Raw genomic sequence first — 22,974 nt, 5'->3', positions numbered from 1 at the left:
CTGAAGGCCGCCAATGGATACTCTAGTCAAGATTGCGCAAAACGCTGGAGAGATGCTGCCTGTCAGCCGGGAACGCCGACACGATTGCGCCAGCGCCCCTTGCTCGTTATTCGCCTATTTAGCCCTCGGTTGCCCCAGCGCCGTGGCGATCACACTGCCCATTTTCGTGGGTTGTGGATCATTCTGGTGTTGCACGGCGTCGATGGCCCACTGCTCAAGACGCACCCGATCGCGCTGGAACAGCATCATGTGGGTCGACCCACCGAACTCGAAGTGGCCGATCTCGGTTCCACGGCTGATGTTGACCGGCGCTGCGCCCTCGCCGACGATGAATTGCGGTGCAATCACGCAGGTCGAGACCTCGACCATGCCGATGCAGATCAACGCAACATAACCACACGCCGGGTGCTCGAAAATAAAGATCGCGCGGGCGGCAACATGGCCAAGGTAGGGCTGCGACTCGGTGCCCTCCCAGGTGCCGGTGCCTTCGCCTTGCCCGGGGCGCTGGGCAAAATAGGTGCCCGGTTGCACCCATGAACGCACCAGCTTGCCATCCAGCGGTGCGTTCCAGCGGTGATAGTGAGTGGCCGAGAGGAATCCCTGATAAATCTGCCCACCCTTGAAGTGCTCCGCCCACTGCGCCTGGCCAGCGAATAGATCAAGCAAGGAGTAGTTCACGTCCTTGATCCAGAAGCCGGTCTCGAACGCGAGGTTATTTTCGTACTGCCATGGTGTGGTTTCACAGCCAATGTTGATCTGGGTCGTGGGGTCACCCTGAAACGGGCGGGCGCCGGGCACGAACTTGCGTATGAAAAACGAGTTCCATGAGTCGAACCCGTACCCTGGCTTGCTCGGATCGCATTCCATTTCATTCCAGACCCCGGCGTCCCAGGCGGCTTTCGATATCCACGAGCCCGCTTTTTCGGGGTCATTGATATCCAGCTTGTCCAGCGAGTCGGCGCTCTTGAGAAAGGCGTTCCATGCGTCCAGGACCTTCTTGAACTGGAGGTTGAAGGTCGTGTCGTGGAACAAGGCAACGCCCGCCTCGGTCGCCATTGAAACGGCCAGGAAGCCATTCATCGGTGTACCGACCTGGGCCGTCGCGTTGAAGGACGAAGAGGTGGTGATAATCTCGTTGAGAATCTCGAAGAAGCTGTCGTAGCTTTTGATCCAGACCGTGTCGCCGTCCTCATCCTTGATCTGCTCGAGGGTCGCCTCATCCAGGGTCAGGACATAGGCGTTGGCCTGCTCGATCATCGAATTGACCCACATGCGGTACACACTGTGCTCTGTCACCCAGGCCTTGAACTCGGTGACCTGCGGCAGCATAGGGGTAAGCGTGCCTGCCCTCTTCTTTTGCGCAATATAGTCGCGCAGTGGCACCAGGAACTTGGCAGTCGCCCACACCCGATTGGGTACCCAGAAGCCCATCTGGATGGGCCCGGCATTGTCCAGGGTGAGCAGGTTCGCTGCGGTGCCTTCCACGCGGCGCGGCTTGGCGGATTGCTGGAGGGATGAGATCTGGCTATCGAATTGAGTCATTTCTTAGTCCTTTAAAGTGACGTAACTCATGCACATCGCCTTCGGGCAACGCGCAGAGTCGCTATTCCAGACTGCGTTTTTGCAACGCCCAGCGCTTATCACAGCTTCATGGCTGCCCGGGACTCGACAGGAGGGGGCGCTGCAGCGGTATGCAACCGCTTGGTAAATGTAGTCGCCAGGGGAAAAAAAGCCGAAATAGCAGGGCTAAACGTCGGGCAATAAGGTGCGATCCGACCAAAGGTGCCAGCGAGACCAGCAGTAGGGAAGGAAGGGCGAGATTTGGCGCTCAATAAAAAAGCGAAGCCAAATCAATGGCTTCGCTTTTCAGGTTTACAGCTGTGAGACAGCAGCGAATCAGAACGGAATATCGTCATCGAAGCTGTCGAAGTCCGGAGCCGGCTGCGGTGCGGCCTGCTGTGGCGCAGGACGCTGTTGCGGCGCCGACTGCTGTGGACGCGGAGCCTGCTGACGCGGCGCCTGGTTGTAGTTGTTGCCACCTTGCTGCTGCGAGCCGTCCTGGTTCTGCGGACGGCCGCCGAGCAGTTGCATGGTGCCCTGCATGTCGACGACGATTTCAGTGGTGTAACGCTTGATGCCGTCTTTTTCCCACTCACGGGTCTGCAGTTTGCCTTCGATGTAGACCTGCGAGCCTTTGCGCAGGTACTCACCGGCAATTTCCGCAACCTTGCCGAACATCGACACGCGGTGCCATTCGGTTTTTTCAACCTTCTGGCCGGTCTGCTTGTCGGTCCACTGCTCGCTGGTGGCCAGGCTCAGGTTGGTCACGGCGTTACCGTTGGGCAGGTAGCGGACTTCGGGATCTTGACCGCAAGTACCGACCAGAATGACTTTGTTAACCCCACGGGCCATAACGTTCTCCTAGGCTTCGCACGCTTCGGAGGCCGGGTTTACCAGGCGCTCCAGGGTCGTGCGATCCAAAATTTGTGTATCAAGTTTGATATAGATGGCGGCTTCATCGGCCACCACCACTGCGTCGGTTACACCCGGGACGGCCATCAGCCGCTCGGTCAGCCCCGCTTCGCGTACCGCCTCGGCCGATAACGGCATGCGCAGACTGGTCACGTACGGCGGTTCACGCATGCTCAGCGCCACGACCCACCACAGAGCACACAACGCTGCGCAGCCAAGGAACACCGTGCTCAGGCCACCGTGCTGGAACAACCAGCCACCGAGAATTCCTCCCAGCGCGGCACCAAGGAACTGGCTGGTGGAGTACACCCCCATGGCCGTGCCCTTTCCGCCAGCGGGCGACACCTTGCTGACCAGTGAAGGCAAGGATGCCTCCAGCAGGTTGAAGGCGGTGAAGAATATCACGGTGCCGATCACCAGTTCGTGCAAGTTGTCTGCTGACAGCCAGAAGAATAGCTCGGTCAGCATCAACACACTGACCGCGCCCAGCAGGACACGTTTCATCTTGCGCTTTTTTTCGCCGTAGATGATGAACGGGATCATTGCAAAGAATGAAATCAGCAAGGCGGTCAGGTACACCCACCAGTGCTCTTCCTTCGGCAACCCGCCACGCTCGACGAACGCCAGCGGCAAGGCGATGAAGCTGGCCATTAAAATGGCATGCAAGACGAAGATGCCCACGTCCAGGCGCAACAGGTCGGGATGGCGCAGAGTCGGCATCAGCGCCTGCTTGGCGACGCCCGATTCGCGGTGCTGCAGAGCGCCGTGAGAGGCCGGCACCACAAGGGCAATGATGGCGATACCGACCACGGCCATGGCCGCGGTGGCCAGGAACAGCCCGGACAGGCCGAAGGAGCGGGTCAGCAGCGGACCGACCACCATGGCCACGGCAAACGACAAGCCGATGCTCATGCCGATCATGGCCATGGCCTTGGTCCGGTGCTGTTCGCGGGTCAGGTCCGAGAGCAAGGCCATGACCGCCGCAGAAATCGCCCCGGCGCCTTGCAGGATACGCCCTGCGATCACGCCCCAGATCGAGTCGGCCTGGGCCGCCAGTACGCTGCCCAGGGCAAAGATCACCAGGCCCAGGTAGATCACCGGGCGGCGGCCTATGCGGTCGGAGATCACCCCGAACGGAATCTGCAGAAATGCCTGGGTCAGGCCATAGGCACCAATTGCCAGGCCGATCAGGGCCGGAGTGGCACCGGCCAGGTCCATGCCATAGGTCGCCAGTACCGGCAGGACCATGAACATGCCCAGCATACGGAAGGCGAACACCAGGGCCAGGCCGCCTGCGGCGCGGGTCTCGCTGCCACTCATGCGTTCGCTGTGGGGATCGTGCATGGATAAACCTCGTGTGAACCGGCGGCGATTCTACCAGTCCCATCGCTTAACGGCATATACGCGACGCTTTGCCGCGTAATGGCATGGAGCCGTATACTCAACCGTTTATGCCCGCCGAGCGAGGCCGCAGTGGACAAGATCCTGATTCGTGGGGCACGTACCCACAACCTGAAGAACATCGACCTGACCCTGCCGCGGGACAAGTTGATCGTCATCACCGGCCTGTCCGGTTCCGGCAAGTCGTCCCTGGCCTTTGATACCCTGTACGCCGAAGGCCAGCGCCGTTACGTCGAATCCCTGTCGGCCTATGCCCGGCAGTTCCTGTCGATGATGGAAAAGCCCGATGTCGACACCATCGAAGGTTTGTCACCGGCAATTTCCATCGAACAGAAGTCGACCTCGCACAACCCGCGTTCGACCGTCGGCACCATCACCGAGATCTACGACTACCTGCGCCTGCTTTACGCCCGCGTCGGCACCCCGCGCTGCCCGGACCACGACATCCCGCTGGAAGCACAGACCGTCAGCCAGATGGTCGACCTGGTGCTGGCCCAGCCCGAAGGCAGCAAACTGATGTTGCTGGCACCGGTGATTCGCGAGCGCAAGGGTGAGCACCTGGCGGTCTTCGAAGAACTGCGCGCTCAAGGTTTCGTCCGGGCGCGGGTCAACGGCAAGTTGTTCGAACTCGATGAACTGCCCAAGCTGGACAAGCAGAAAAAACACACCATCGAGGTGGTGGTCGACCGCTTCAAGGTGCGCGACGACCTGCAACAGCGTCTGGCCGAATCGTTCGAGACCGCCCTCAAGCTGGCCGATGGCATCGCCTTGGTCGGCTCGATGGATGACGAGCCGTTCGAGGAGATGATCTTCTCCGCCCGCTTCGCCTGCCCGATCTGCGGCCATGCGATCAGCGAGCTGGAACCCAAACTGTTCTCCTTCAACAACCCCGCCGGCGCCTGCCCGACCTGCGACGGCCTGGGGGTCAAGCAGTTCTTCGACATCAAGCGCCTGGTCAATGGCGAGCTGACCCTGGCCGAAGGTGCGATTCGCGGCTGGGACCGGCGCAACGTCTACTACTTCCAGATGCTCGGCTCGCTGGCCTCGCATTATGACTTCAGCCTCGAGATCCCCTTCGGCGAACTGCCGGCCGAGCAGCAGAAGGTCATCCTTCACGGCAGCGGCAAGCAGAACGTCGATTTCAAGTACCTCAACGATCGTGGCGACATCGTCAAGCGCTCGCACCCATTTGAAGGCATCGTGCCCAACCTGGAGCGCCGCTACCGCGAAACCGAATCGGCGACCGTACGTGAAGAACTGGCCAAGTTCCTCAGCACCCAGCCCTGCCCGGATTGCCGCGGCACCCGCCTGCGTCGCGAAGCGCGGCACGTATGGGTTGGTGAAAAAACTCTGCCGGCAGTGACCTGCCTGCCGATCGGCGAAGCCAGCGGCTACTTCGGCGGCCTGAAGCTGACGGGGCGACGTGGCGAGATTGCCGACAAGATTCTCAAGGAGATCTGCGAGCGTCTGCAGTTTCTGGTCAACGTCGGCCTCGACTACCTGACCCTCGACCGCAGCGCCGACACCCTTTCGGGCGGTGAAGCCCAGCGTATCCGTCTGGCCAGCCAGATCGGCGCCGGCCTGGTCGGGGTCATGTACATCCTCGACGAGCCGTCCATTGGCCTGCACCAGCGCGACAACGACCGTTTGCTCGGCACCCTCAACCACCTGCGCGACATCGGCAACACGGTGATCGTGGTCGAGCACGATGAGGACGCCATTCGCCTGGCCGACTACGTGGTCGACATCGGCCCGGGAGCGGGAGTACACGGCGGGCAGATCGTCGCCGAAGGCACCCCGGCCCAGGTTATGGCCCACCCTGACTCGCTGACCGGCAAGTACCTGTCCGGCCGGGTCAAGATTGCCGTGCCGGCCAAGCGCACGCCACGCAACAAAAAACTCTCGCTCAAGCTCAAGGGCGCACGCGGCAACAACCTGCAGAACGTCGACCTGGAAATCCCGATCGGCCTGCTGACCTGCGTGACCGGTGTGTCTGGCTCGGGCAAGTCGACGCTGATCAACAACACCCTGTTCCCGCTCAGCGCCACCGCCCTCAACGGTGCCAGCACCCTGGAAGCGGCACCGCACGACAGCTGTGACGGCCTGCAACATCTGGACAAAGTGGTCGACATTGACCAGAGCCCGATCGGCCGCACTCCGCGCTCGAACCCGGCGACCTATACCGGCCTGTTCACACCGATCCGCGAACTGTTCTCCGGCGTCCCGGAGTCGCGCTCGCGTGGCTACGGCCCTGGGCGGTTCTCGTTCAACGTCAAGGGTGGGCGCTGCGAGGCGTGCCAGGGCGATGGCCTGATCAAGGTCGAGATGCACTTTCTGCCGGACATCTACGTGCCGTGCGATGTGTGCAAGAGCAAGCGCTACAACCGCGAAACCCTGGAGATCAAGTACAAGGGCAAGAACATCCACGAGGTCCTGGAAATGACCATCGAGGAAGCCCGCGAGTTCTTCGACGCGGTACCCGCGCTGGCGCGCAAGCTGCAGACGCTGATGGACGTCGGCCTGTCCTACATCAAGCTCGGACAGTCGGCGACCACCCTGTCGGGAGGCGAAGCACAACGGGTCAAGTTGTCACGCGAGCTGTCCAAGCGCGACACCGGCAAGACCCTGTACATCCTCGACGAACCGACCACCGGTTTGCACTTTGCCGACATTCAGCAATTGCTCGATGTACTGCACCGTCTGCGCGACCACGGCAACACCGTGGTGGTGATCGAGCACAACCTGGACGTGATCAAGACCGCCGACTGGATCGTCGACCTGGGCCCCGAAGGCGGCTCCAAGGGCGGGCAGATCATCGGTTTTGGTACACCGGAAGAGGTGGCCGAGATGAAGCAGTCGTATACCGGTTACTACCTCAAACCACTGCTGGAGCGCGACCGCGCCTGATGTAGAAGAGCCCCAAACAAAAAGCCCCGCATTGGCGGGGCTTTTTTTGTTCGGAGAAAATTACATCTGCGATTGCAGGTAGTTTTCCAGGCCGATCGATTTGATCAGGCCCTGCTGTTTTTCCAGCCAGTAGGTGTGATCTTCTTCGGTATCGGCCAGCTGCACACGCAGGATGTCGCGGCTGATGTAGTCCTTGTGCAGTTCGCACAGCTCGATGCCTTTGCACAGCGCAGCACGCACCTTGTACTCAAGGCGCAGGTCGGCAGCAATCATGTCCGGCACGGTAGTGCCCACGTCCAGGTCCTCAGGACGCATGCGCGGGGTGCCTTCGAGCATGAGGATACGACGCATCAGGGCATCGGCGTGTTGCGCCTCTTCTTCCATTTCGTGGTTGATACGCTCGTAGAGCTTGCTCAAGCCCCAGTCTTCGTACATCCGCGAGTGAATGAAATATTGGTCACGCGCCGCCAGTTCGCCCGTCAGCAACGTGTTGAGATAATCGATTACGTCCGGGTGACCTTGCATCGCCCTGCCTCTCCCTGTGTGAAAGTCATAGTTTGAACCAGGATGACTGGAAGGTCACTGAGAATTGGGCAAAAACGTGCAAAAAAGTGGGTAAACGGTAGTGATATTCATTGAAAAACCGCCCAAATGAGGGCGGTTCTTCTTATCACTTCGACTTAGGCGAGATTTATGCCCAAAGCCTTGGCAATCCCCTCGCCATAGGCCGGATCGGCCTTGAAGAAGTGCTGCAACTGACGCTGGACCACATCCACAGAAACCCCGGCCATGGCACCGGCTATGTTGCCGATCAGCAGTGCCTTCTGCTGCTCACTCATCAGGCGGAACAGCGCGCCGGCGTGGCTGTAGTAGTCGGTGTCTTCGCGGTGATCGTAACGATCGGCGACACCGTTCAGGGCCAATGGCGGCTCAGCGTACTGCGGGGCTTGCTTTGGTGCACTGGCGTAGCTGTTAGGCTCATAGTTCGGTGCCGCGCCGCCGTTACTGCCAAACGCCATCGAACCATCACGCTGGTAGCTGTTCACCAGGCTGCGTGGGGCGTTTACCGGCAGTTGCTGATGGTTGGTACCGACACGGTAGCGGTGCGCGTCTGCGTAAGCGAACACGCGGCCCTGGAGCATGCGGTCCGGCGACAGCCCAACACCCGGCACCATGTTGCTCGGACCGAACGCCGCTTGCTCGACTTCAGCGAAATAATTCAGCGGGTTGCGGTTGAGTTCCAGTTCGCCAATCTCGATCAGCGGATAGTCCTTCTGCGACCAAGTCTTGGTCACATCGAATGGATTCTCGTCGCGGCTGGCGGCCTCCTCTTCGCTCATCACCTGGATGCATACGGCCCATTTCGGGAAATCACCGCGTTCGATCGCCTCGAACAGGTCGCGCTGGGCGTAGTCCGGGTCAGTGCCAGCCAGGCGCGCAGCCTCGGCAGGCGCCAGGTTCTTGATGCCCTGCTTGGTCTTGAAGTGCCACTTGACCCAGGTACGCTGGCCTTCGGCGCTAATCAGGCTGTAGGTGTGACTACCAAAGCCGTGCATATGCCGGTAGCCGTCCGGGATGCCCCGGTCAGAAAACAAGATGGTCACCTGGTGCAAGGCTTCAGGTGAATGCGACCAGAAGTCCCACATCATCTGCGCGCTCTTCAGGTTGCTTTGCGGAAGGCGTTTCTGGGTGTGGATAAAGTCCGGGAATTTCAGCGGATCACGGATGAAGAACACTGGAGTGTTGTTGCCAACGATGTCCCAGTTACCTTCCTCGGTATAGAACTTCAGGGCAAAGCCACGCGGATCACGCTCGGTATCGGCCGAACCACGCTCGCCACCCACAGTGGAGAAGCGCAGGAAGGTCTCGGTTTGCTTGCCAACGCTATTGAACAGCTTGGCACAGCTGTACTGGGTGATATCGCGGGTGACGGTGAAGGTGCCGTAGGCACCCGAGCCTTTAGCGTGAACACGGCGCTCAGGGATGTTCTCGCGGTTGAAGTGCGCGAGTTTTTCGATCAGGTGGAAGTCATCCAGCAACAACGGGCCTCGCGGGCCTGCCGAACGCGAGTTCTGGTTGTCAGCGACCGGCGCTCCGCTGGCGGTGGTCAGTATTTTGTTCTGGCTCATGGTCTCTCTCCCTATCGGTCTTGAACGGCCGGCTAATCGGCTTGGGAGGAGTATTGACCACAACTATGACCACAACAAATTCATTACATGACTCATATCAATAGATTATTACAATACATCCAGACACAAAAAACCGGGCGCTAGGCCCGGTTCCTTGTTACAGACTGTTCGCCTTACTCAGCAGCTTCAACCGAGCCACCGACAGGACGATCAACCAGCTCGACGTACGCCATAGGTGCGTTATCGCCAGCGCGGAAGCCGCACTTGAGGATACGCAGGTAGCCGCCCTGACGGGTGGCATAGCGCTTGCCCAGATCGTTGAACAGCTTACCGACCATTTCTTTCGAACGAGTACGGTCGAAAGCCAGACGACGGTTAGCTACGCTGTCTACCTTGGCCAGAGTGATCAGCGGCTCGGCAACGCGGCGCAGTTCTTTGGCTTTTGGCAGAGTAGTTTTGATCAGCTCGTGCTCGAACAGCGACACCGCCATGTTCTGGAACATAGCCTTACGGTGAGAGCTGGTACGGCTCAGGTGACGTCCACTTTTACGATGACGCATGGGTTCATTCCTTACCAAACACTACGTTCGGTGATTACGACGATCAGGCAGTCGCCTTGTCGTCCTTCTTAAGACTTGCAGGCGGCCAGTTGTCGAGGCGCATGCCGAGGGACAGACCGCGGGAGGCCAGAACGTCCTTGATTTCAGTCAAGGATTTCTTGCCCAGGTTCGGAGTCTTCAACAGCTCTACTTCGGTACGCTGAATCAGGTCGCCGATGTAGTAGATGTTTTCCGCCTTAAGGCAGTTAGCCGAACGTACAGTCAGTTCCAGATCGTCAACCGGGCGAAGCAGGATCGGATCGATCTCGTCTTCCTGCTCGACAACCACTGGTTCACTGTCACCTTTGAGGTCGACGAACGCAGCCAACTGCTGTTGCAGAATGGTTGCGGCACGACGGATGGCCTCTTCAGGGTCCAGGGTACCGTTGGTTTCCAGATCAATTACCAGCTTGTCCAGGTTGGTACGCTGCTCGACACGGGCGTTTTCCACCACGTATGCGATACGGCGAACCGGGCTGAACGAAGAGTCAAGCTGCAAGCGACCAATGCTGCGGCTTTCGTCTTCATCGCTCTGACGCGAATCGGCCGGCTCATAACCACGACCACGAGCTACGGTGAGCTTCATGTTCAAGGCGCCGTTCGACGCCAGGTTAGCGATTACGTGATCGGGGTTAACGATCTCGACATCATGATCCAGCTGAATATCGGCAGCGGTAACCACCCCCGAACCCTTCTTCGACAAGGTCAGCGTAACTTCGTCACGACCGTGCAGTTTGATAGCCAGGCCTTTCAGGTTCAACAGGATCTCAATGACATCTTCCTGTACACCTTCGATTGCCGAGTACTCGTGGAGTACACCGTCAATCTCGGCCTCGACTACTGCACAGCCAGGCATGGAGGACAACAGGATGCGGCGCAGCGCGTTGCCCAGGGTATGGCCAAAGCCACGCTCGAGAGGCTCGAGCGTGATTTTAGCGCGGGTTGGACTGACGACCTGCACATCAATGTGGCGGGGCGTCAGGAACTCATTTACCGAAATCTGCATGGATGCACCTATTTTCTAGCCCTTACTTGGAGTAGAGCTCGACAATCAGGCTTTCGTTGATGTCGGCGGACAGGTCGCTGCGAGCAGGAACGTTCTTGAAAACGCCCGACTTCTTGGCAGCATCCACATCTACCCACTCAACGCGGCCACGCTGGGCGCACAGTTCAAGGGCTTGAACAATGCGCAGCTGGTTCAGCGACTTCTCGCGAACCGCGACCACGTCACCCGGACGAACTTGGTAGGACGGAACGTTTACAGTCTTGCCGTTTACGCTGATCGCTTTGTGCGAAACCAGCTGACGGGATTCGGCACGAGTAGCGCCAAAGCCCATACGATAAACGACGTTATCCAGACGGCACTCGAGCAGTTGCAGCAGGTTCTCACCAGTAGCGCCCTTCTTGGAGGCCGCTTGCTTGTAGTAACCGCTGAATTGACGCTCAAGCACGCCGTAGATACGACGAACTTTTTGTTTCTCACGCAGCTGGGTGCCGTAGTCGGACTGACGACCACGACGCTGACCGTGAATACCTGGGGCTGCTTCGATGTTGCACTTCGATTCCAGAGCGCGAACGCCGCTCTTCAGGAACAGATCGGTGCCTTCACGACGAGACAGTTTGCATTTTGGACCAATGTAACGTGCCATTTATCTGTCTCCTGATTACACGCGGCGCTTCTTCGGCGGACGGCACCCGTTATGCGGGATTGGCGTCACGTCGGTGATGCTGGCGATCTTATAGCCACAGCCGTTCAGAGCACGAACAGCGGACTCACGACCTGGACCTGGACCCTTGACGTTGACGTCGAGGTTCTTCAGACCATATTCCAGCGCAGCTTGACCAGCACGCTCGGCAGCTACTTGAGCAGCGAACGGGGTGGACTTGCGGGAACCGCGGAAACCCGAACCGCCGGAGGTAGCCCAGGACAGGGCGTTACCTTGACGATCGGTGATGGTCACGATGGTGTTGTTAAAAGAGGCATGGATGTGGGCGATGCCATCAACCACTGTCTTTTTGACTTTTTTACGAGGACGAGCAGCAGGTTTTGCCATTTCTAAATTCCTGTCGATTCGCTGGTGCGATTACTTGCGGATCGGCTTACGCGGGCCCTTACGGGTACGCGCGTTGGTCTTGGTACGCTGACCGCGTACTGGCAGACCCCGACGATGACGCAGGCCGCGGTAGCAACCCAGGTCCATCAACCGCTTGATTTTCATGTTGACGTCACGGCGCAGATCACCTTCGGTGATGTACTTCGCAACTTCAGTACGCAGCGATTCAACCTGCTCGTCGCTCAGATCCTTGATCTTTACGGCTGGGTTGACCCCAGTGTCTGCACAGATTTTCTGTGAAGTGGTGCGACCAACACCATAGATGTAGGTCAGCGAGATAACAGTATGCTTGTTATCTGGAATGTTAACGCCTGCAATACGGGCCATTCAGTGGGACTCCAATTGACAGCTACCTACGCCCCGGAAGCCAAGAAATAGGGCGCGAGATAATATCGCTGTAGAAACAATTAATCAACCCAGCAGCACACTAGCTGCTGGGTTTGTAGCGCAAATCACACTCAGCCTTGGCGCTGCTTGTGACGTGGTTCCGCACTGCAAATTACTCGAACGACACCTTCGCGGCGAATAATTTTGCAGTTACGGCACAGCTTTTTCACCGATGCACGAACTTTCATCACCAACTCCTCGAACCTTAAGGGTCAATCAGCGCAGCAGACCGCTGCCACCGTAGCCTTTCAGGTTGGCTTTCTTCATCAGGGATTCGTACTGGTGCGAAACGAGGTGCGATTGTACTTGGGACATGAAGTCCATCACAACCACTACCACAATCAGCAACGAGGTCCCGCCAAGGTAGAACGGAACGTTTGCCGCAACCACCAGGAACTGGGGAAGCAGACACACGGCCGTCATATAAAGAGCACCGAACATGGTCAAGCGGGTCAGAACGCCATCAATGTAGCGCGCCGACTGCTCGCCCGGACGGATACCCGGAATAAAGGCACCGGACTTCTTCAGGTTTTCCGCTACGTCTTTCGGATTGAACATCAACGCCGTATAGAAGAAGCAGAAGAAAATAATCCCTGCACTAAACAGCAGAATATTCAACGGCTGACCAGGAGCGATCGACTGCGAGATGTCCTGCAACCAGCCCATACCTTCGGACTGACCGAACCAGGCACCCAGCGAAGCCGGGAACAGCAAGATGCTGCTCGCGAAAATGGCAGGGATTACACCCGCCATATTCACTTTCAACGGCAAGTGGCTGGTCTGCGCAGCGAAGACCTTGCGGCCCTGCTGACGCTTGGCGTAGTGAACGGCGATACGACGCTGACCACGCTCAATGAACACCACGAAACCGATAATCGCTACTGCCAGCAAACCGATAGCGACCAGGGCGAAAATGTTGATATCGCCTGTGCGTGCAGACTCGAAAGACTGCCCGATTGCTCTCGGAAGACCGGCGACGATACCTGCGAAAATCAACATCGAGATACCGTTGCCTACACCGCGCTCGGTGATCTGCTCGCCCAGCCACATCATGAACATCGCGCCGGCCACGAAAGTGGACACCGCAACGAAATGGAAGCCAAAGTCAGCAGAAAACGCCACGCCCTGACCGGCCAGACCAATGGACATGCCAATGGCCTGGACCAGCGCCAGGATAACGGTGCCGTAGCGGGTGTACTGGCTGATCTTGCGACGGCCAGCTTCACCTTCCTTCTTCAACTGCTCCAGCTGCGGGCTGACGGCGGTCATCAACTGCATGATGATCGATGCCGAGATGTACGGCATGATCCCCAATGCAAAGATGCTCATCCGTTCCAGCGCGCCGCCGGAAAACATGTTGAACAAGCTAAGAATGGTCCCCTCATTCTGTCGAAACAGTTCCGCCAGCCGGTCCGGATTGATACCTGGAACTGGGATGTGTGCGCCTATCCGATAGACGATGATCGCCAGGAACAGAAAACGCAGACGAGCCCAGAGTTCAGACATCCCGCCTTTGCCGAGCGAAGAGAGAGCACCTTGCTTAGCCATTTATTCCTCGAACTTGCCGCCAGCTGCTTCGATAGCCGCACGTGCACCTTTGGTGACGGCGATACCCTTGAGGGTGACTGCGCGAGTGACTTCGCCCGACAGCATGATTTTCACACGCTGTACGTGCTGACCGATCACGTTGGCATCCTTGAGGGACTGAACGGTGATCAGATCGCCTTCCACCTTGGCCAGCTCGGACAGACGCACTTCGGCGCGGTCCATGGCTTTCAGGGAAACGAAGCCGAACTTCGGCAGACGACGGTGCAGCGGCTGTTGACCGCCTTCAAAGCCTGGAGCAATGGTGCCACCGGAACGGGAGGTCTGACCTTTGTGGCCACGGCCACCAGTCTTACCCAAACCGCTACCGATACCACGGCCCGGACGATGCTTCTCGCGACGGGAACCCGGCGCTGGACTCAGATCATTGAGTTTCATCGATTAACCCTCGACGCGCAGCATGTAGTAAGCCTTGTTGATCATCCCGCGATTCTCGGGAGTATCCAGGACTTCTACAGTGTGACCGATGCGGCGCAGACCCAGACCCTTAACACACAGTTTGTGGTTAGGGAGACGGCCGGCGGTGCTTTTGATCAGCGTTACTTTAACGGTAGCCATGATCAGCGGATCTCCTCAACGCTCTTGCCGCGCTTGGCAGCAATGGATTCAGGAGATTGCATAGCCTTCAGACCCTTGAAAGTGGCGTGAACCACGTTTACAGGGTTAGTCGAGCCGTAGCACTTGGCCAGGACGTTCTGAACACCAGCAACTTCCAGGACGGCACGCATGGCGCCACCAGCGATGATACCGGTACCTTCGGACGCAGGCTGCATGTACACCTTCGACGCGCCATGGGCGGACTTGGTGGCGTACTGCAGAGTGGTGCCGTTCAGGTCAACCTGAATCATGTTGCGACGAGCAGCTTCCATCGCTTTCTGGATCGCAGCAGGTACTTCGCGCGACTTGCCACGACCGAAACCAACACGACCTTTACCATCACCTACCACGGTCAACGCGGTGAAAGTGAAGATACGGCCGCCTTTGACGGTTTTAGCAACGCGGTTAACTTGAACCAGCTTCTCGATGTAGCCTTCGTCGCGCTTTTGATCGTTATTTGCCATAACTTAGAACTCCAGCCCGCCTTCACGAGCAGCATCAGCCAGCGCTTTGACGCGGCCATGGTACTTGAAGCCGGAACGGTCAAAGGCAACTTGAGATACACCGGCGGCTTTCGCGCGCTCAGCTACCAGCTTGCCAACCTTAGTGGCCGCGTCGATGTTGCCAGTGGCGCCATCACGCAGTTCTTTGTCCAAGGTCGAGGCACTGGCCAGAACCTTGCTGCCGTCGGCCGAAATGACCTGGGCGTAAATGTGCTGCGAGGAGCGGAACACGCAGAGACGCACGACTTCGAGTTCGTGCATTTTCAGGCGTGCTTTGCGAGCGCGACGCAGTCGAGTAACTTTTTTGTCGGTCATTTGCTAGGCCCTACTTCTTCTTGGCTTCTTTACGACGGACGACTTCGTCCGCGTAACGCACACCTTTGCCTTTGTACGGCTCTGGCGGACGGAAACCGCGGATTTCGGCGGCCACCTGACCTACCAGCTGCTTGTCGATACCCTTGATCAGGATATCGGTCTGGCTTGGGGTCTCAGCGGTGATGCCCTCAGGCAATTCGTAATCCACTGGATGCGAGAAGCCGAGCGCCAGGTTCAGGACGGTGCCTTTAGCCTGAGCTTTGTAACCAACACCGACCAGCTGGAGCTTGCGCTCGAAGCCTTGGCTTACGCCTTGGACCATGTTGTTTACCAAAGCACGGGTAGTACCGGCCATAGCGCGAGTTTGTTGATCGCCATTGCGAGCAGCAAAACGCAGCTCACCAGCTTCTTCAACGACTTCTACTGACGAGTGAACGTTCAGTTCGAGAGTGCCCTTGGCACCCTTCACCGAAAGCTGCTGACCGGCGAATTTGACTTCGACGCCCGATGGCAGCTTAACGGGGTTCTTAGCGACGCGAGACATGCTTATCCCCCCTTAGAACACTGTGCAGAGAACTTCGCCGCCGACACCGGCAGCGCGCGCAGCACGATCAGTCATCACACCTTTGTTGGTGGAGACGATAGACACGCCCAGACCGCCACGTACTTTCGGCAGATCATCGACGGACTTGTACTGACGCAGGCCTGGACGACTTACGCGCTTGACTTCCTCGATGACCGGACGGCCTTCGAAGTATTTAAGCTCGATGGAAAGCGATGGTTTTACTTCGCTGCTGACTTGGTAGCCAGCGATGTAACCTTCGTCTTTCAGAACTTTGGCAACCGCAACCTTCAGAGTCGAGGAAGGCATGCTTACGACGGACTTTTCAGCCATCTGGGCATTACGGATGCGAGTTAGCATGTCCGCTAACGGGTCCTGCATACTCATGGGCTAGACGCTCCTGATACAAGAAAAATTAGCCTCTCGGCTACTACAGACCCCTGAGATCGCCGGGCATAAAAACCCGGGCTCAGGAGAGCCGGTCATTCTAGACAGTTCCCAGAAACGAAACAAGCCCCAGAAGGGGCTTGTTTCGATGCAAGGTCACCGGTGGTCGGAAGATTGCTCCCCCGCCACCTGGACGCTGCCGGTACGTCTTACCAGCTGGCTTTAACCAGACCTGGAACGTCACCGCGCATAGCTGCTTCACGCAGCTTGTTACGGCCGAGGCCGAACTTGCGGTAAACGCCGTGTGGACGACCGGTGATGCGGCAACGGTTACGCAGGCGCGCAGCGCTAGCGTCACGTGGTTGCTTCTGCAGAGCTACGACAGCGGCAAAACGCTCTTCTGGAGTTGCTTCCAGATTAACGATGGTCGCTTTCAGCTCGGCACGCTTCTTGGCGTACTTGGCAACAGTGAGCTGACGCTTCAGCTCACGGTTTTTCATGCTCTTCTTGGCCATTTTCCTACTCCAATCAGTTGCGGAACGGGAATTTGAAAGCACGCATCAGAGCGCGGCCTTCGTCATCGTTCTTGGCAGTGGTGGTCAGGGTAATGTCCAGACCGCGCAGAGCATCGATCTTGTCGTAGTCGATTTCCGGGAAGATGATCTGCTCTTTCACGCCCATGCTGTAGTTGCCACGACCATCGAAGGACTTGGCATTCAGGCCGCGGAAGTCGCGAACCCGAGGCAGGGAGATCGCCAGCAGGCGGTCCAGGAATTCGTACATACGATCACGGCGCAGAGTAACTTTAACGCCAATCGGCCAGCCCTCACGGACTTTGAAGCCCGCGATGGATTTCCGAGCGTAAGTCACAACGGCTTTCTGACCGGTGATCTTCTCCAGGTCAGCAACAGCGTGCTCGATGACTTTTTTGTCGCCGACAGCTTCGCCCAGACCCATGTTCAGGGTGATCTTGGTAACGCGTGGAACTTCCATCACGTTCGCAAGCTCAAGTTCTTCCTTAAGCTTGGGAGCAATCTCGTTCCGGTAAATCTCTTTCAGTCGTGCCATGGTCTTCTACCTAGCAGTGTTCAAGCATCAACCGCTTTTTGGGTCGACTTGAAGACACGAATTTTTTTGCCGTCTTCTACTTTGAAACCAACGCGGTCAGCCTTGTTGGTTTCGCCGTTGAAAATGGCGACGTTAGAAGCGTGCAGTGGCGCTTCTTTCTCGACGATACCGCCCTGTACGCCCGACATCGGGTTAGGCTTGGTATGACGCTTCACCAGGTTGATCCCACCAACGACCAGACGGTCGTCAGCGAGAACCTTGAGCACCTTACCGCGCTTACCTTTGTCTTTGCCGGCGATCACGATGATCTCGTCGTCACGACGAATCTTTTGCATGTCGGATCTCCTTACAGCACTTCTGGGGCGAGCGAGACGATCTTCATGAACTTCTCAGTACGAAGTTCACGGGTCACTGGCCCAAAGATACGGGTGCCGATCGGCTCTTGCTTGTTGTTCAGCAGAACAGCAGCATTGCCATCAAAGCGGATGATGGAGCCGTCAGCACGACGGACACCGTGGCGAGTGCGGACTACAACAGCAGTCATCACTTGGCCTTTCTTCACTTTACCGCGAGGAATTGCTTCCTTGACGGTTACCTTGATGATGTCACCGATGCCGGCGTAACGGCGGTGCGAACCGCCGAGAACCTTGATGCACATGACGCGACGAGCGCCGCTGTTATCGGCCACATCGAGCATGGATTGAGTCTGAATCATAAAATTTCTCCGACCCTTAGCCCTTAGACTTCAACAGCGCGTTCGAGAACTTCAACCAGTGCCCAGGACTTGGTCTTGGCCAGCGGACGGGTCTCGCGGATGGAGACCTTGTCGCCGATATGGCACTGGTTGGTTTCGTCGTGCGCGTGCAGCTTAGTCGAACGCTTAACGTATTTACCGTAGATCGGGTGCTTAACGCGACGCTCGATCAGTACGGTGATGGTTTTGTCCATCTTGTCGCTGACGACACGGCCAGTCAGCGTACGGACGGTTTTTTCAGCTTCAGCCATGATCACTTACCTGCCTGCTGGTTGAGCACAGTTTTCACGCGAGCGATGTCACGCTTAACTTGCGAGAGCAGGTGCGACTGCCCCAACTGGCCAGTTGCTTTCTGCATACGCAGATTGAACTGGTCGCGCAGCAAGCCGAGCAGTTGCTCGTTCAGCTGCTGTGCTGATTTTTCACGAAGTTCATTCGCTTTCATCACATCACCGTCCGCTTAACAAAGGAGGTGGCGAGAGGCAGCTTTGCAGCCGCCAGGGCGAAAGCCTCACGCGCCAGCTCTTCAGAAACACCCTCGATCTCGTACAGGACTTTGCCTGGCTGGATCTGGGCAACCCAGTATTCCACGGAACCTTTACCTTTACCCATCCGCACTTCGAGAGGCTTCTTGGAGATCGGCTTGTCCGGGAACACACGGATCCAGATTTTACCGCCACGTTTTACGTGACGGGTCAGAGCACGACGTGCCGACTCAATCTGGCGGGCGGTGAGACGACCGCGAGCAACAGCTTTCAGAGCAAATTCGCCGAAGCTGACTTTGCTACCGCGCAGTGCCAGACCACGGTTGTGGCCAGTCATCTGCTTGCGGAATTTTGTACGCTTTGGTTGCAACATTTGGCGTACCCCTTACTTAGCAGCTTTTTTACGAGGCGCTGGTGCTTGTGGTTTCAGTTCTTCTTGGCGACCACCAATTACTTCGCCTTTGAAAATCCAAACCTTCACACCGATCACACCGTAAGTGGTGTGAGCTTCGTAGGTGGCATAGTCGATATCGGCACGCAGGGTGTGCAGGGGCACACGACCTTCGCGATACCATTCAGTACGTGCGATTTCAGCACCGCCGAGACGACCGCTCACTTGGATCTTGATGCCTTTGGCACCAATGCGCATGGCGTTCTGTACGGCGCGCTTCATGGCGCGACGGAACATCACACGACGCTCCAGCTGCTGAGCTACGCTCTGAGCTACCAGCATACCGTCGAGTTCCGGCTTGCGGATCTCTTCGATGTTGATGTGCACAGGCACACCCATTTGCTTGGTCAGGTCCTGACGCAGCTTCTCAACATCTTCACCTTTCTTCCCGATAACGATACCTGGACGAGCGGTGTGGATGGTGATGCGTGCAGTTTGGGCCGGACGATGGATATCGATACGGCTAACGGACGCGCTTTTTAGTTTGTCTTGGAGGTACTCACGCACATTCAGATCTGCGAGCAAATAGTCCGCATAAGTCCGACCGTCTGCGTACCAGACGGAGGTGTGCTCCTTGACGATTCCCAGGCGAATGCCAGTGGGATGTACTTTCTGACCCATCTGATCGACTCCGTTACTTGTCCGCAACCTTGACAGTGATATGGCAAGACCGCTTGACGATGCGATCAGCGCGGCCTTTGGCACGCGGCATGATACGCTTCAGCGAACGCCCTTCGTTGACGAAAACGGTGGAGACCTTCAGGTCATCAACGTCTGCGCCTTCGTTATGCTCGGCGTTGGCAACGGCCGACTCGAGGACTTTCTTCATGATTTCAGCGGCTTTTTTGCTGCTGAAGGCCAACAGGTTGAGCGCTTCGCCCACCTTCTTCCCGCGGATCTGGTCGGCGACCAAGCGGGCTTTCTGGGCGGAGATTCGAGCGCCCGACAACTTAGCGGCTACTTCCATTTCCTAACCCCTTAACGCTTGGCTTTCTTGTCAGCCACGTGCCCACGATAAGTGCGGGTACCGGCAAACTCGCCCAGTTTATGGCCGACCATGTCTTCGTTCACGAGAACTGGGACGTGTTGGCGACCGTTGTGTACCGCGATGGTCAGACCGACCATTTGTGGCAGGATCATGGAACGGCGCGACCAGGTCTTAACTGGTTTGCGATCGTTCTTTTCCGCCGCCACTTCGATCTTCTTCAGTAGGTGAAGATCGATAAAAGGACCTTTTTTCAGAGAACGTGGCACTGTCGTATCCCTCTATTTACTTGCGACGACGGACGATCATGTTGTCGGTACGCTTATTACCACGAGTCTTCGCGCCCTTAGTCGGGAAGCCCCATGGCGATACCGGATGACGACCACCGGAGGTACGACCTTCACCACCACCATGCGGGTGGTCAACCGGGTTCATGGCAACACCACGAACGGTTGGGCGAACGCCACGCCAGCGTTTGGCACCAGCTTTACCCAGCGAACGCAGGCTGTGCTCGGAGTTCGAGACTTCACCCAGGGTCGCACGGCATTCAGCCAGGACTTTACGCATTTCACCAGAGCGCAGACGCAGGGTCACATAGACACCTTCGCGAGCGATCAGCTGAGCCGAAGCACCAGCGGAACGAGCGATCTGTGCACCTTTGCCCGGCTTCAGTTCGATGCCGTGAATGGTGCTACCCACTGGGATGTTGCGCAGTTGCAGGGAGTTGCCTGGCTTGATTGGAGCCAGAGCGCCTGCGATCAGCTGGTCGCCAGCAGCAACGCCTTTAGGGGCGATGATGTAGCGGCGCTCGCCGTCTGCGTAGCACAGCAGTGCGATGTGAGCAGTACGGTTTGGATCGTATTCGATACGCTCGACAGTGGCGACGATGCCATCTTTGTCGTTGCGACGGAAATCGACCATACGGTAATGCTGCTTATGACCACCACCTACGTGACGCGTAGTGATGCGGCCATTGTTGTTACGACCACCAGACTTCGACTTCTTCTCGAGCAGCGGTGCGTGAGGAGCGCCTTTATGCAGCTCCTTGTTGACCACCTTGACCACGAAACGGCGGCCAGGGGAAGTCGGTTTGCATTTAACGATTGCCATGATGCACCCCTTCCTTACTCAGCACTGCTGCTGAAATCGAGATCTTGGCCTGGCTGAAGCGAAACGATCGCTTTCTTCCAGTCATTGCGCTTGCCCAGACCACGTGCGGTACGCTTGGTTTTACCCAGAACGTTAACAGTCGACACGTTTTCGACTTTTACGCCGAACAGGCCTTCGACAGCTTTCTTGATTTCCAGCTTGGTTGCATCAGTAGCAACCTTGAATACGAACTGGCCTTTTTTCTCAGCCAGAACGGTAGCCTTCTCGGAAACATGCGGGCCAAGGAGGACTTTAAATACGCGTTCCTGGTTCATCCCAGCAGCTCCTCGAATTTCTTCACGGCCGACACAGTGATCAACACTTTGTCGTATGCGATCAGACTGACCGGATCGGAACCCTGAACGTCACGTACGTCGACGTGCGGCAGGTTGCGAGCAGCCAGGTACAGGTTCTGATCAACAGCGTCCGAAACGATCAGTACGTCGCTCAGACCCATGCCGTTCAGCTTGTTCAGCAGGTCTTTGGTTTTCGGTGCTTCAACAGCGAAGTCCTGAACCACGACCAGACGGTCGGTACGCACCAGCTCAGCGAGGATGGAACGCATTGCTGCGCGGTACATCTTCTTGTTGAGCTTCTGCGAGTGATCCTGCGGACGAGCTGCGAAAGTGGTACCGCCGCCACGCCAGATTGGGCTACGGATAGTACCGGCACGAGCACGGCCAGTGCCTTTCTGACGCCATGGGCGCTTACCGCCACCAGCAACGTCGGAACGGGTTTTCTGCTGCTTGGTGCCTTGACGGCCGCCGGCCATATAGGCCACGACTGCTTGGTGTACCAGCGTCTCGTTGAATTCGCCGCCGAAGGTCAGTTCGGAAACTTCGATCGCCTGAGCGTCATTTACATTTAGTTGCATGTCAGCTTCCCCTTAACCGCGAGCCTTGGCAGCCGGACGCACAACCAGATCGCTGCCAGTTGCGCCTGGAACGGCACCCTTGACCAGCAACAGATTGCGTTCAGCGTCGACGCGCACTACTTCGAGGGACTGAACGGTCACGCGCTCGGCGCCCATGTGACCGGACATTTTTTTGCCCTTGAATACACGACCAGGAGTCTGGCACTGGCCGATAGAGCCCGGGACGCGGTGGGAGACGGAGTTACCGTGGGTGTTATCTTGACCGCGGAAATTCCAACGCTTGATGGTACCGGCAAAGCCTTTACCCTTGGACTGACCGGTAACATCTACCAGCTGACCTGCAGCGAAGATTTCAGCGTTGATCGAATCACCGGCCTGGTACTCGCCTTCTTCAAGACGGAACTCCCAGACACCGCGACCCGCGGCAACGTTCGCTTTAGCGAAGTGACCTGCTTGAGCAGCAGTCACGCGCGAAGCGCGACGTTCACCGACAGTGACTTGCACTGCACGATAGCCATCGGTTTCTTCAGTTTTGAACTGGGTGACACGATTCGGCTCGATCTCAATGACCGTGACCGGAATGGAGACACCTTCTTCGGTGAAAATACGGGTCATACCCGCTTTTCGACCGACTACACCAATAGTCATGTTGTAAACCTCATGAGTGTACGGGGCTTTCACCCGCTATGGCCGCCCATTTCAGAGCGTTACACGACTAAGACCGTGTCTTAGCCGAGGCTGATCTGCACTTCCACACCGGCCGCAAGATCAAGCTTCATAAGTGCATCAACGGTTTTATCCGTTGGCTGGACGATATCCAGAACGCGCTTATGAGTACGGATCTCGTACTGGTCACGCGCGTCTTTGTTGACGTGCGGGGAGACCAGAACGGTGAACCGCTCTTTACGGGTAGGCAGTGGAATTGGACCACGCACTTGAGCACCAGTACGTTTCGCGGTTTCCACGATTTCCTGGGTGGATTGGTCGATCAGGCGATGGTCAAAAGCCTTCAACCTGATACGGATTTGCTGATTTTGCATTGGATTTCAGACTCCAGGCTGCTATTCCCACCGGGCGCACTACGCCCGTTAAAAGGAGGCGTGATTTTATAGAGGCCCCCACTGAGTGTCAACCCAATAAAAAAGCCCCCGCTGAGCGGGGGCCTTTTTAAACGATCAACGATTACTCGATGATTTTGGCTACGACGCCGGCGCCGACGGTACGACCGCC

Annotated in this window: 34 protein-coding genes; 1 reads left to right on the top strand and 33 read right to left on the bottom strand. The window is 57.4% G+C overall.

The genetic code is table 11. The features are described from left to right. Positions 1–114: 114 nt before the first annotated feature. The 3 genes from M5G17_RS08510 to M5G17_RS08500 form a co-directional block, all read right to left on the bottom strand. Complete coding sequence (locus tag M5G17_RS08510) at positions 115–1,542, bottom strand: phosphatidylserine decarboxylase family protein (RefSeq protein WP_273892489.1); 1,428 nt, start codon at positions 1,540–1,542, stop codon at positions 115–117. A gap of 354 nt (positions 1,543–1,896) precedes the next feature. Then, positions 1,897–2,412 (bottom strand): single-stranded DNA-binding protein, encoded by a 516-nt coding sequence (locus tag M5G17_RS08505; protein WP_130266508.1) that lies wholly within the window; start codon positions 2,410–2,412, stop codon positions 1,897–1,899. Between the two features lie 9 nt (positions 2,413–2,421). Then, positions 2,422–3,816: an MFS transporter gene (locus M5G17_RS08500; protein WP_273892488.1), complete on the bottom strand. Its 1,395-nt coding sequence runs from the start codon at positions 3,814–3,816 to the stop codon at positions 2,422–2,424. 129 nt (positions 3,817–3,945) lie between these two features. Here M5G17_RS08500 and uvrA point away from each other — a divergent pair, with 129 nt between their 5' ends. After that, entirely contained in the window at positions 3,946–6,780 is a 2,835-nt protein-coding gene (uvrA, locus tag M5G17_RS08495) for an excinuclease ABC subunit UvrA (RefSeq protein ID WP_273892487.1), read from the top strand. A 60-nt stretch (positions 6,781–6,840) separates the two neighbouring features. Here the strand turns inward: uvrA and bfr are convergent, their stop codons facing one another. From bfr to rpsJ, 30 genes are all read right to left on the bottom strand, one after another. Next, positions 6,841–7,305, bottom strand: a complete 465-nt coding sequence (bfr, locus tag M5G17_RS08490) for a bacterioferritin (RefSeq protein ID WP_273892486.1) — start codon at positions 7,303–7,305, stop codon at positions 6,841–6,843. Between the two features lie 155 nt (positions 7,306–7,460). Next, positions 7,461–8,909, bottom strand: a complete 1,449-nt coding sequence (locus M5G17_RS08485) for a catalase (RefSeq protein ID WP_273892485.1) — start codon at positions 8,907–8,909, stop codon at positions 7,461–7,463. A gap of 173 nt (positions 8,910–9,082) precedes the next feature. Continuing rightward, the gene (gene rplQ, locus M5G17_RS08480) at positions 9,083–9,469 is read right to left on the bottom strand and encodes a 50S ribosomal protein L17 (RefSeq protein WP_043192543.1); all 387 of its coding nucleotides are present in this window, start codon (positions 9,467–9,469) and stop codon (positions 9,083–9,085) included. Between the two features lie 43 nt (positions 9,470–9,512). Next, positions 9,513–10,514, bottom strand: coding sequence for a DNA-directed RNA polymerase subunit alpha (locus tag M5G17_RS08475; RefSeq protein WP_003186012.1), 1,002 nt, complete (start codon positions 10,512–10,514; stop codon positions 9,513–9,515). A gap of 22 nt (positions 10,515–10,536) precedes the next feature. Further along, on the bottom strand, positions 10,537–11,157 hold the full coding sequence (rpsD, locus tag M5G17_RS08470; protein ID WP_010220321.1) for a 30S ribosomal protein S4: 621 nt from the start codon (positions 11,155–11,157) through the stop codon (positions 10,537–10,539). A 15-nt stretch (positions 11,158–11,172) separates the two neighbouring features. Further along, positions 11,173–11,562, bottom strand: a complete 390-nt coding sequence (gene rpsK / locus M5G17_RS08465; protein ID WP_002555466.1) for a 30S ribosomal protein S11 — start codon at positions 11,560–11,562, stop codon at positions 11,173–11,175. A 30-nt stretch (positions 11,563–11,592) separates the two neighbouring features. After that, complete coding sequence (rpsM, locus tag M5G17_RS08460) at positions 11,593–11,949, bottom strand: 30S ribosomal protein S13 (protein ID WP_130266513.1); 357 nt, start codon at positions 11,947–11,949, stop codon at positions 11,593–11,595. A gap of 131 nt (positions 11,950–12,080) precedes the next feature. Continuing rightward, on the bottom strand, positions 12,081–12,197 hold the full coding sequence (gene rpmJ / locus M5G17_RS08455; RefSeq protein WP_002555468.1) for a 50S ribosomal protein L36: 117 nt from the start codon (positions 12,195–12,197) through the stop codon (positions 12,081–12,083). 28 nt (positions 12,198–12,225) lie between these two features. Next, positions 12,226–13,557 carry a preprotein translocase subunit SecY gene (gene secY, locus M5G17_RS08450; protein WP_010220319.1) on the bottom strand — a complete coding sequence of 444 codons (1,332 nt, stop codon included), beginning with the start codon at positions 13,555–13,557 and terminating at the stop codon, positions 12,226–12,228. Next, complete coding sequence (gene rplO, locus M5G17_RS08445) at positions 13,558–13,992, bottom strand: 50S ribosomal protein L15 (RefSeq protein ID WP_110996350.1); 435 nt, start codon at positions 13,990–13,992, stop codon at positions 13,558–13,560. It abuts the gene before it with no gap. A 3-nt stretch (positions 13,993–13,995) separates the two neighbouring features. Then, positions 13,996–14,172, bottom strand: a complete 177-nt coding sequence (gene rpmD, locus M5G17_RS08440; RefSeq protein WP_010220317.1) for a 50S ribosomal protein L30 — start codon at positions 14,170–14,172, stop codon at positions 13,996–13,998. Positions 14,173–14,174: 2 nt separating this feature from the next. Further along, entirely contained in the window at positions 14,175–14,675 is a 501-nt protein-coding gene (gene rpsE / locus M5G17_RS08435; protein WP_010220316.1) for a 30S ribosomal protein S5, read from the bottom strand. Between the two features lie 3 nt (positions 14,676–14,678). After that, entirely contained in the window at positions 14,679–15,029 is a 351-nt protein-coding gene (gene rplR, locus M5G17_RS08430; RefSeq protein ID WP_009397496.1) for a 50S ribosomal protein L18, read from the bottom strand. A 10-nt stretch (positions 15,030–15,039) separates the two neighbouring features. Further along, entirely contained in the window at positions 15,040–15,573 is a 534-nt protein-coding gene (gene rplF / locus M5G17_RS08425) for a 50S ribosomal protein L6 (protein WP_130266514.1), read from the bottom strand. A 12-nt stretch (positions 15,574–15,585) separates the two neighbouring features. After that, a complete protein-coding gene (gene rpsH / locus M5G17_RS08420; RefSeq protein ID WP_130266515.1) occupies positions 15,586–15,978 on the bottom strand; it encodes a 30S ribosomal protein S8 in 393 nt (130 codons plus the stop codon). A gap of 209 nt (positions 15,979–16,187) precedes the next feature. Then, positions 16,188–16,493, bottom strand: a complete 306-nt coding sequence (rpsN, locus tag M5G17_RS08415; protein WP_038998487.1) for a 30S ribosomal protein S14 — start codon at positions 16,491–16,493, stop codon at positions 16,188–16,190. 13 nt (positions 16,494–16,506) lie between these two features. Further along, positions 16,507–17,046, bottom strand: coding sequence for a 50S ribosomal protein L5 (gene rplE, locus M5G17_RS08410; protein ID WP_273892484.1), 540 nt, complete (start codon positions 17,044–17,046; stop codon positions 16,507–16,509). Between the two features lie 20 nt (positions 17,047–17,066). Further along, complete coding sequence (gene rplX, locus M5G17_RS08405) at positions 17,067–17,381, bottom strand: 50S ribosomal protein L24 (protein ID WP_009397501.1); 315 nt, start codon at positions 17,379–17,381, stop codon at positions 17,067–17,069. Between the two features lie 11 nt (positions 17,382–17,392). After that, positions 17,393–17,761 (bottom strand): 50S ribosomal protein L14, encoded by a 369-nt coding sequence (gene rplN, locus M5G17_RS08400; RefSeq protein ID WP_002555479.1) that lies wholly within the window; start codon positions 17,759–17,761, stop codon positions 17,393–17,395. 23 nt (positions 17,762–17,784) lie between these two features. Then, positions 17,785–18,051 (bottom strand): 30S ribosomal protein S17, encoded by a 267-nt coding sequence (rpsQ, locus tag M5G17_RS08395; protein ID WP_008374160.1) that lies wholly within the window; start codon positions 18,049–18,051, stop codon positions 17,785–17,787. A gap of 2 nt (positions 18,052–18,053) precedes the next feature. Next, entirely contained in the window at positions 18,054–18,245 is a 192-nt protein-coding gene (rpmC, locus tag M5G17_RS08390; RefSeq protein WP_002555481.1) for a 50S ribosomal protein L29, read from the bottom strand. Next, positions 18,245–18,658 carry a 50S ribosomal protein L16 gene (gene rplP, locus M5G17_RS08385; RefSeq protein WP_003255479.1) on the bottom strand — a complete coding sequence of 138 codons (414 nt, stop codon included), beginning with the start codon at positions 18,656–18,658 and terminating at the stop codon, positions 18,245–18,247. Before rplP ends, rpmC begins: the two co-directional genes overlap by 1 nt. 12 nt (positions 18,659–18,670) lie before the next feature. Then, on the bottom strand, positions 18,671–19,357 hold the full coding sequence (gene rpsC / locus M5G17_RS08380) for a 30S ribosomal protein S3 (protein WP_010220308.1): 687 nt from the start codon (positions 19,355–19,357) through the stop codon (positions 18,671–18,673). A 13-nt stretch (positions 19,358–19,370) separates the two neighbouring features. Continuing rightward, on the bottom strand, positions 19,371–19,703 hold the full coding sequence (gene rplV, locus M5G17_RS08375; RefSeq protein WP_003103908.1) for a 50S ribosomal protein L22: 333 nt from the start codon (positions 19,701–19,703) through the stop codon (positions 19,371–19,373). Between the two features lie 11 nt (positions 19,704–19,714). After that, complete coding sequence (gene rpsS, locus M5G17_RS08370; RefSeq protein WP_002555486.1) at positions 19,715–19,990, bottom strand: 30S ribosomal protein S19; 276 nt, start codon at positions 19,988–19,990, stop codon at positions 19,715–19,717. 16 nt (positions 19,991–20,006) lie between these two features. Beyond that, on the bottom strand, positions 20,007–20,831 hold the full coding sequence (gene rplB, locus M5G17_RS08365) for a 50S ribosomal protein L2 (protein ID WP_038606161.1): 825 nt from the start codon (positions 20,829–20,831) through the stop codon (positions 20,007–20,009). Between the two features lie 14 nt (positions 20,832–20,845). Further along, positions 20,846–21,145, bottom strand: a complete 300-nt coding sequence (gene rplW / locus M5G17_RS08360; protein WP_010220306.1) for a 50S ribosomal protein L23 — start codon at positions 21,143–21,145, stop codon at positions 20,846–20,848. Then, positions 21,142–21,744 (bottom strand): 50S ribosomal protein L4, encoded by a 603-nt coding sequence (gene rplD, locus M5G17_RS08355; RefSeq protein WP_010220305.1) that lies wholly within the window; start codon positions 21,742–21,744, stop codon positions 21,142–21,144. The genes rplW and rplD overlap by 4 nt, the downstream gene beginning before the upstream one ends. Before the next feature lie 12 nt (positions 21,745–21,756). Beyond that, a complete protein-coding gene (rplC, locus tag M5G17_RS08350) occupies positions 21,757–22,392 on the bottom strand; it encodes a 50S ribosomal protein L3 (protein WP_273892483.1) in 636 nt (211 codons plus the stop codon). An 80-nt stretch (positions 22,393–22,472) separates the two neighbouring features. Then, a complete protein-coding gene (rpsJ, locus tag M5G17_RS08345) occupies positions 22,473–22,784 on the bottom strand; it encodes a 30S ribosomal protein S10 (RefSeq protein ID WP_003186070.1) in 312 nt (103 codons plus the stop codon). Between the last annotated feature and the right edge of the window lie 190 nt (positions 22,785–22,974).

Source organism: Pseudomonas rubra (assembly GCF_028656935.1).
Classification (GTDB): Bacteria; Pseudomonadota; Gammaproteobacteria; order Pseudomonadales; family Pseudomonadaceae; genus Aquipseudomonas; species Aquipseudomonas rubra.
The sequence above is the reverse complement of the archived record's forward strand: the minus strand, read 5'-3'. Positions and strand labels throughout refer to the sequence as shown.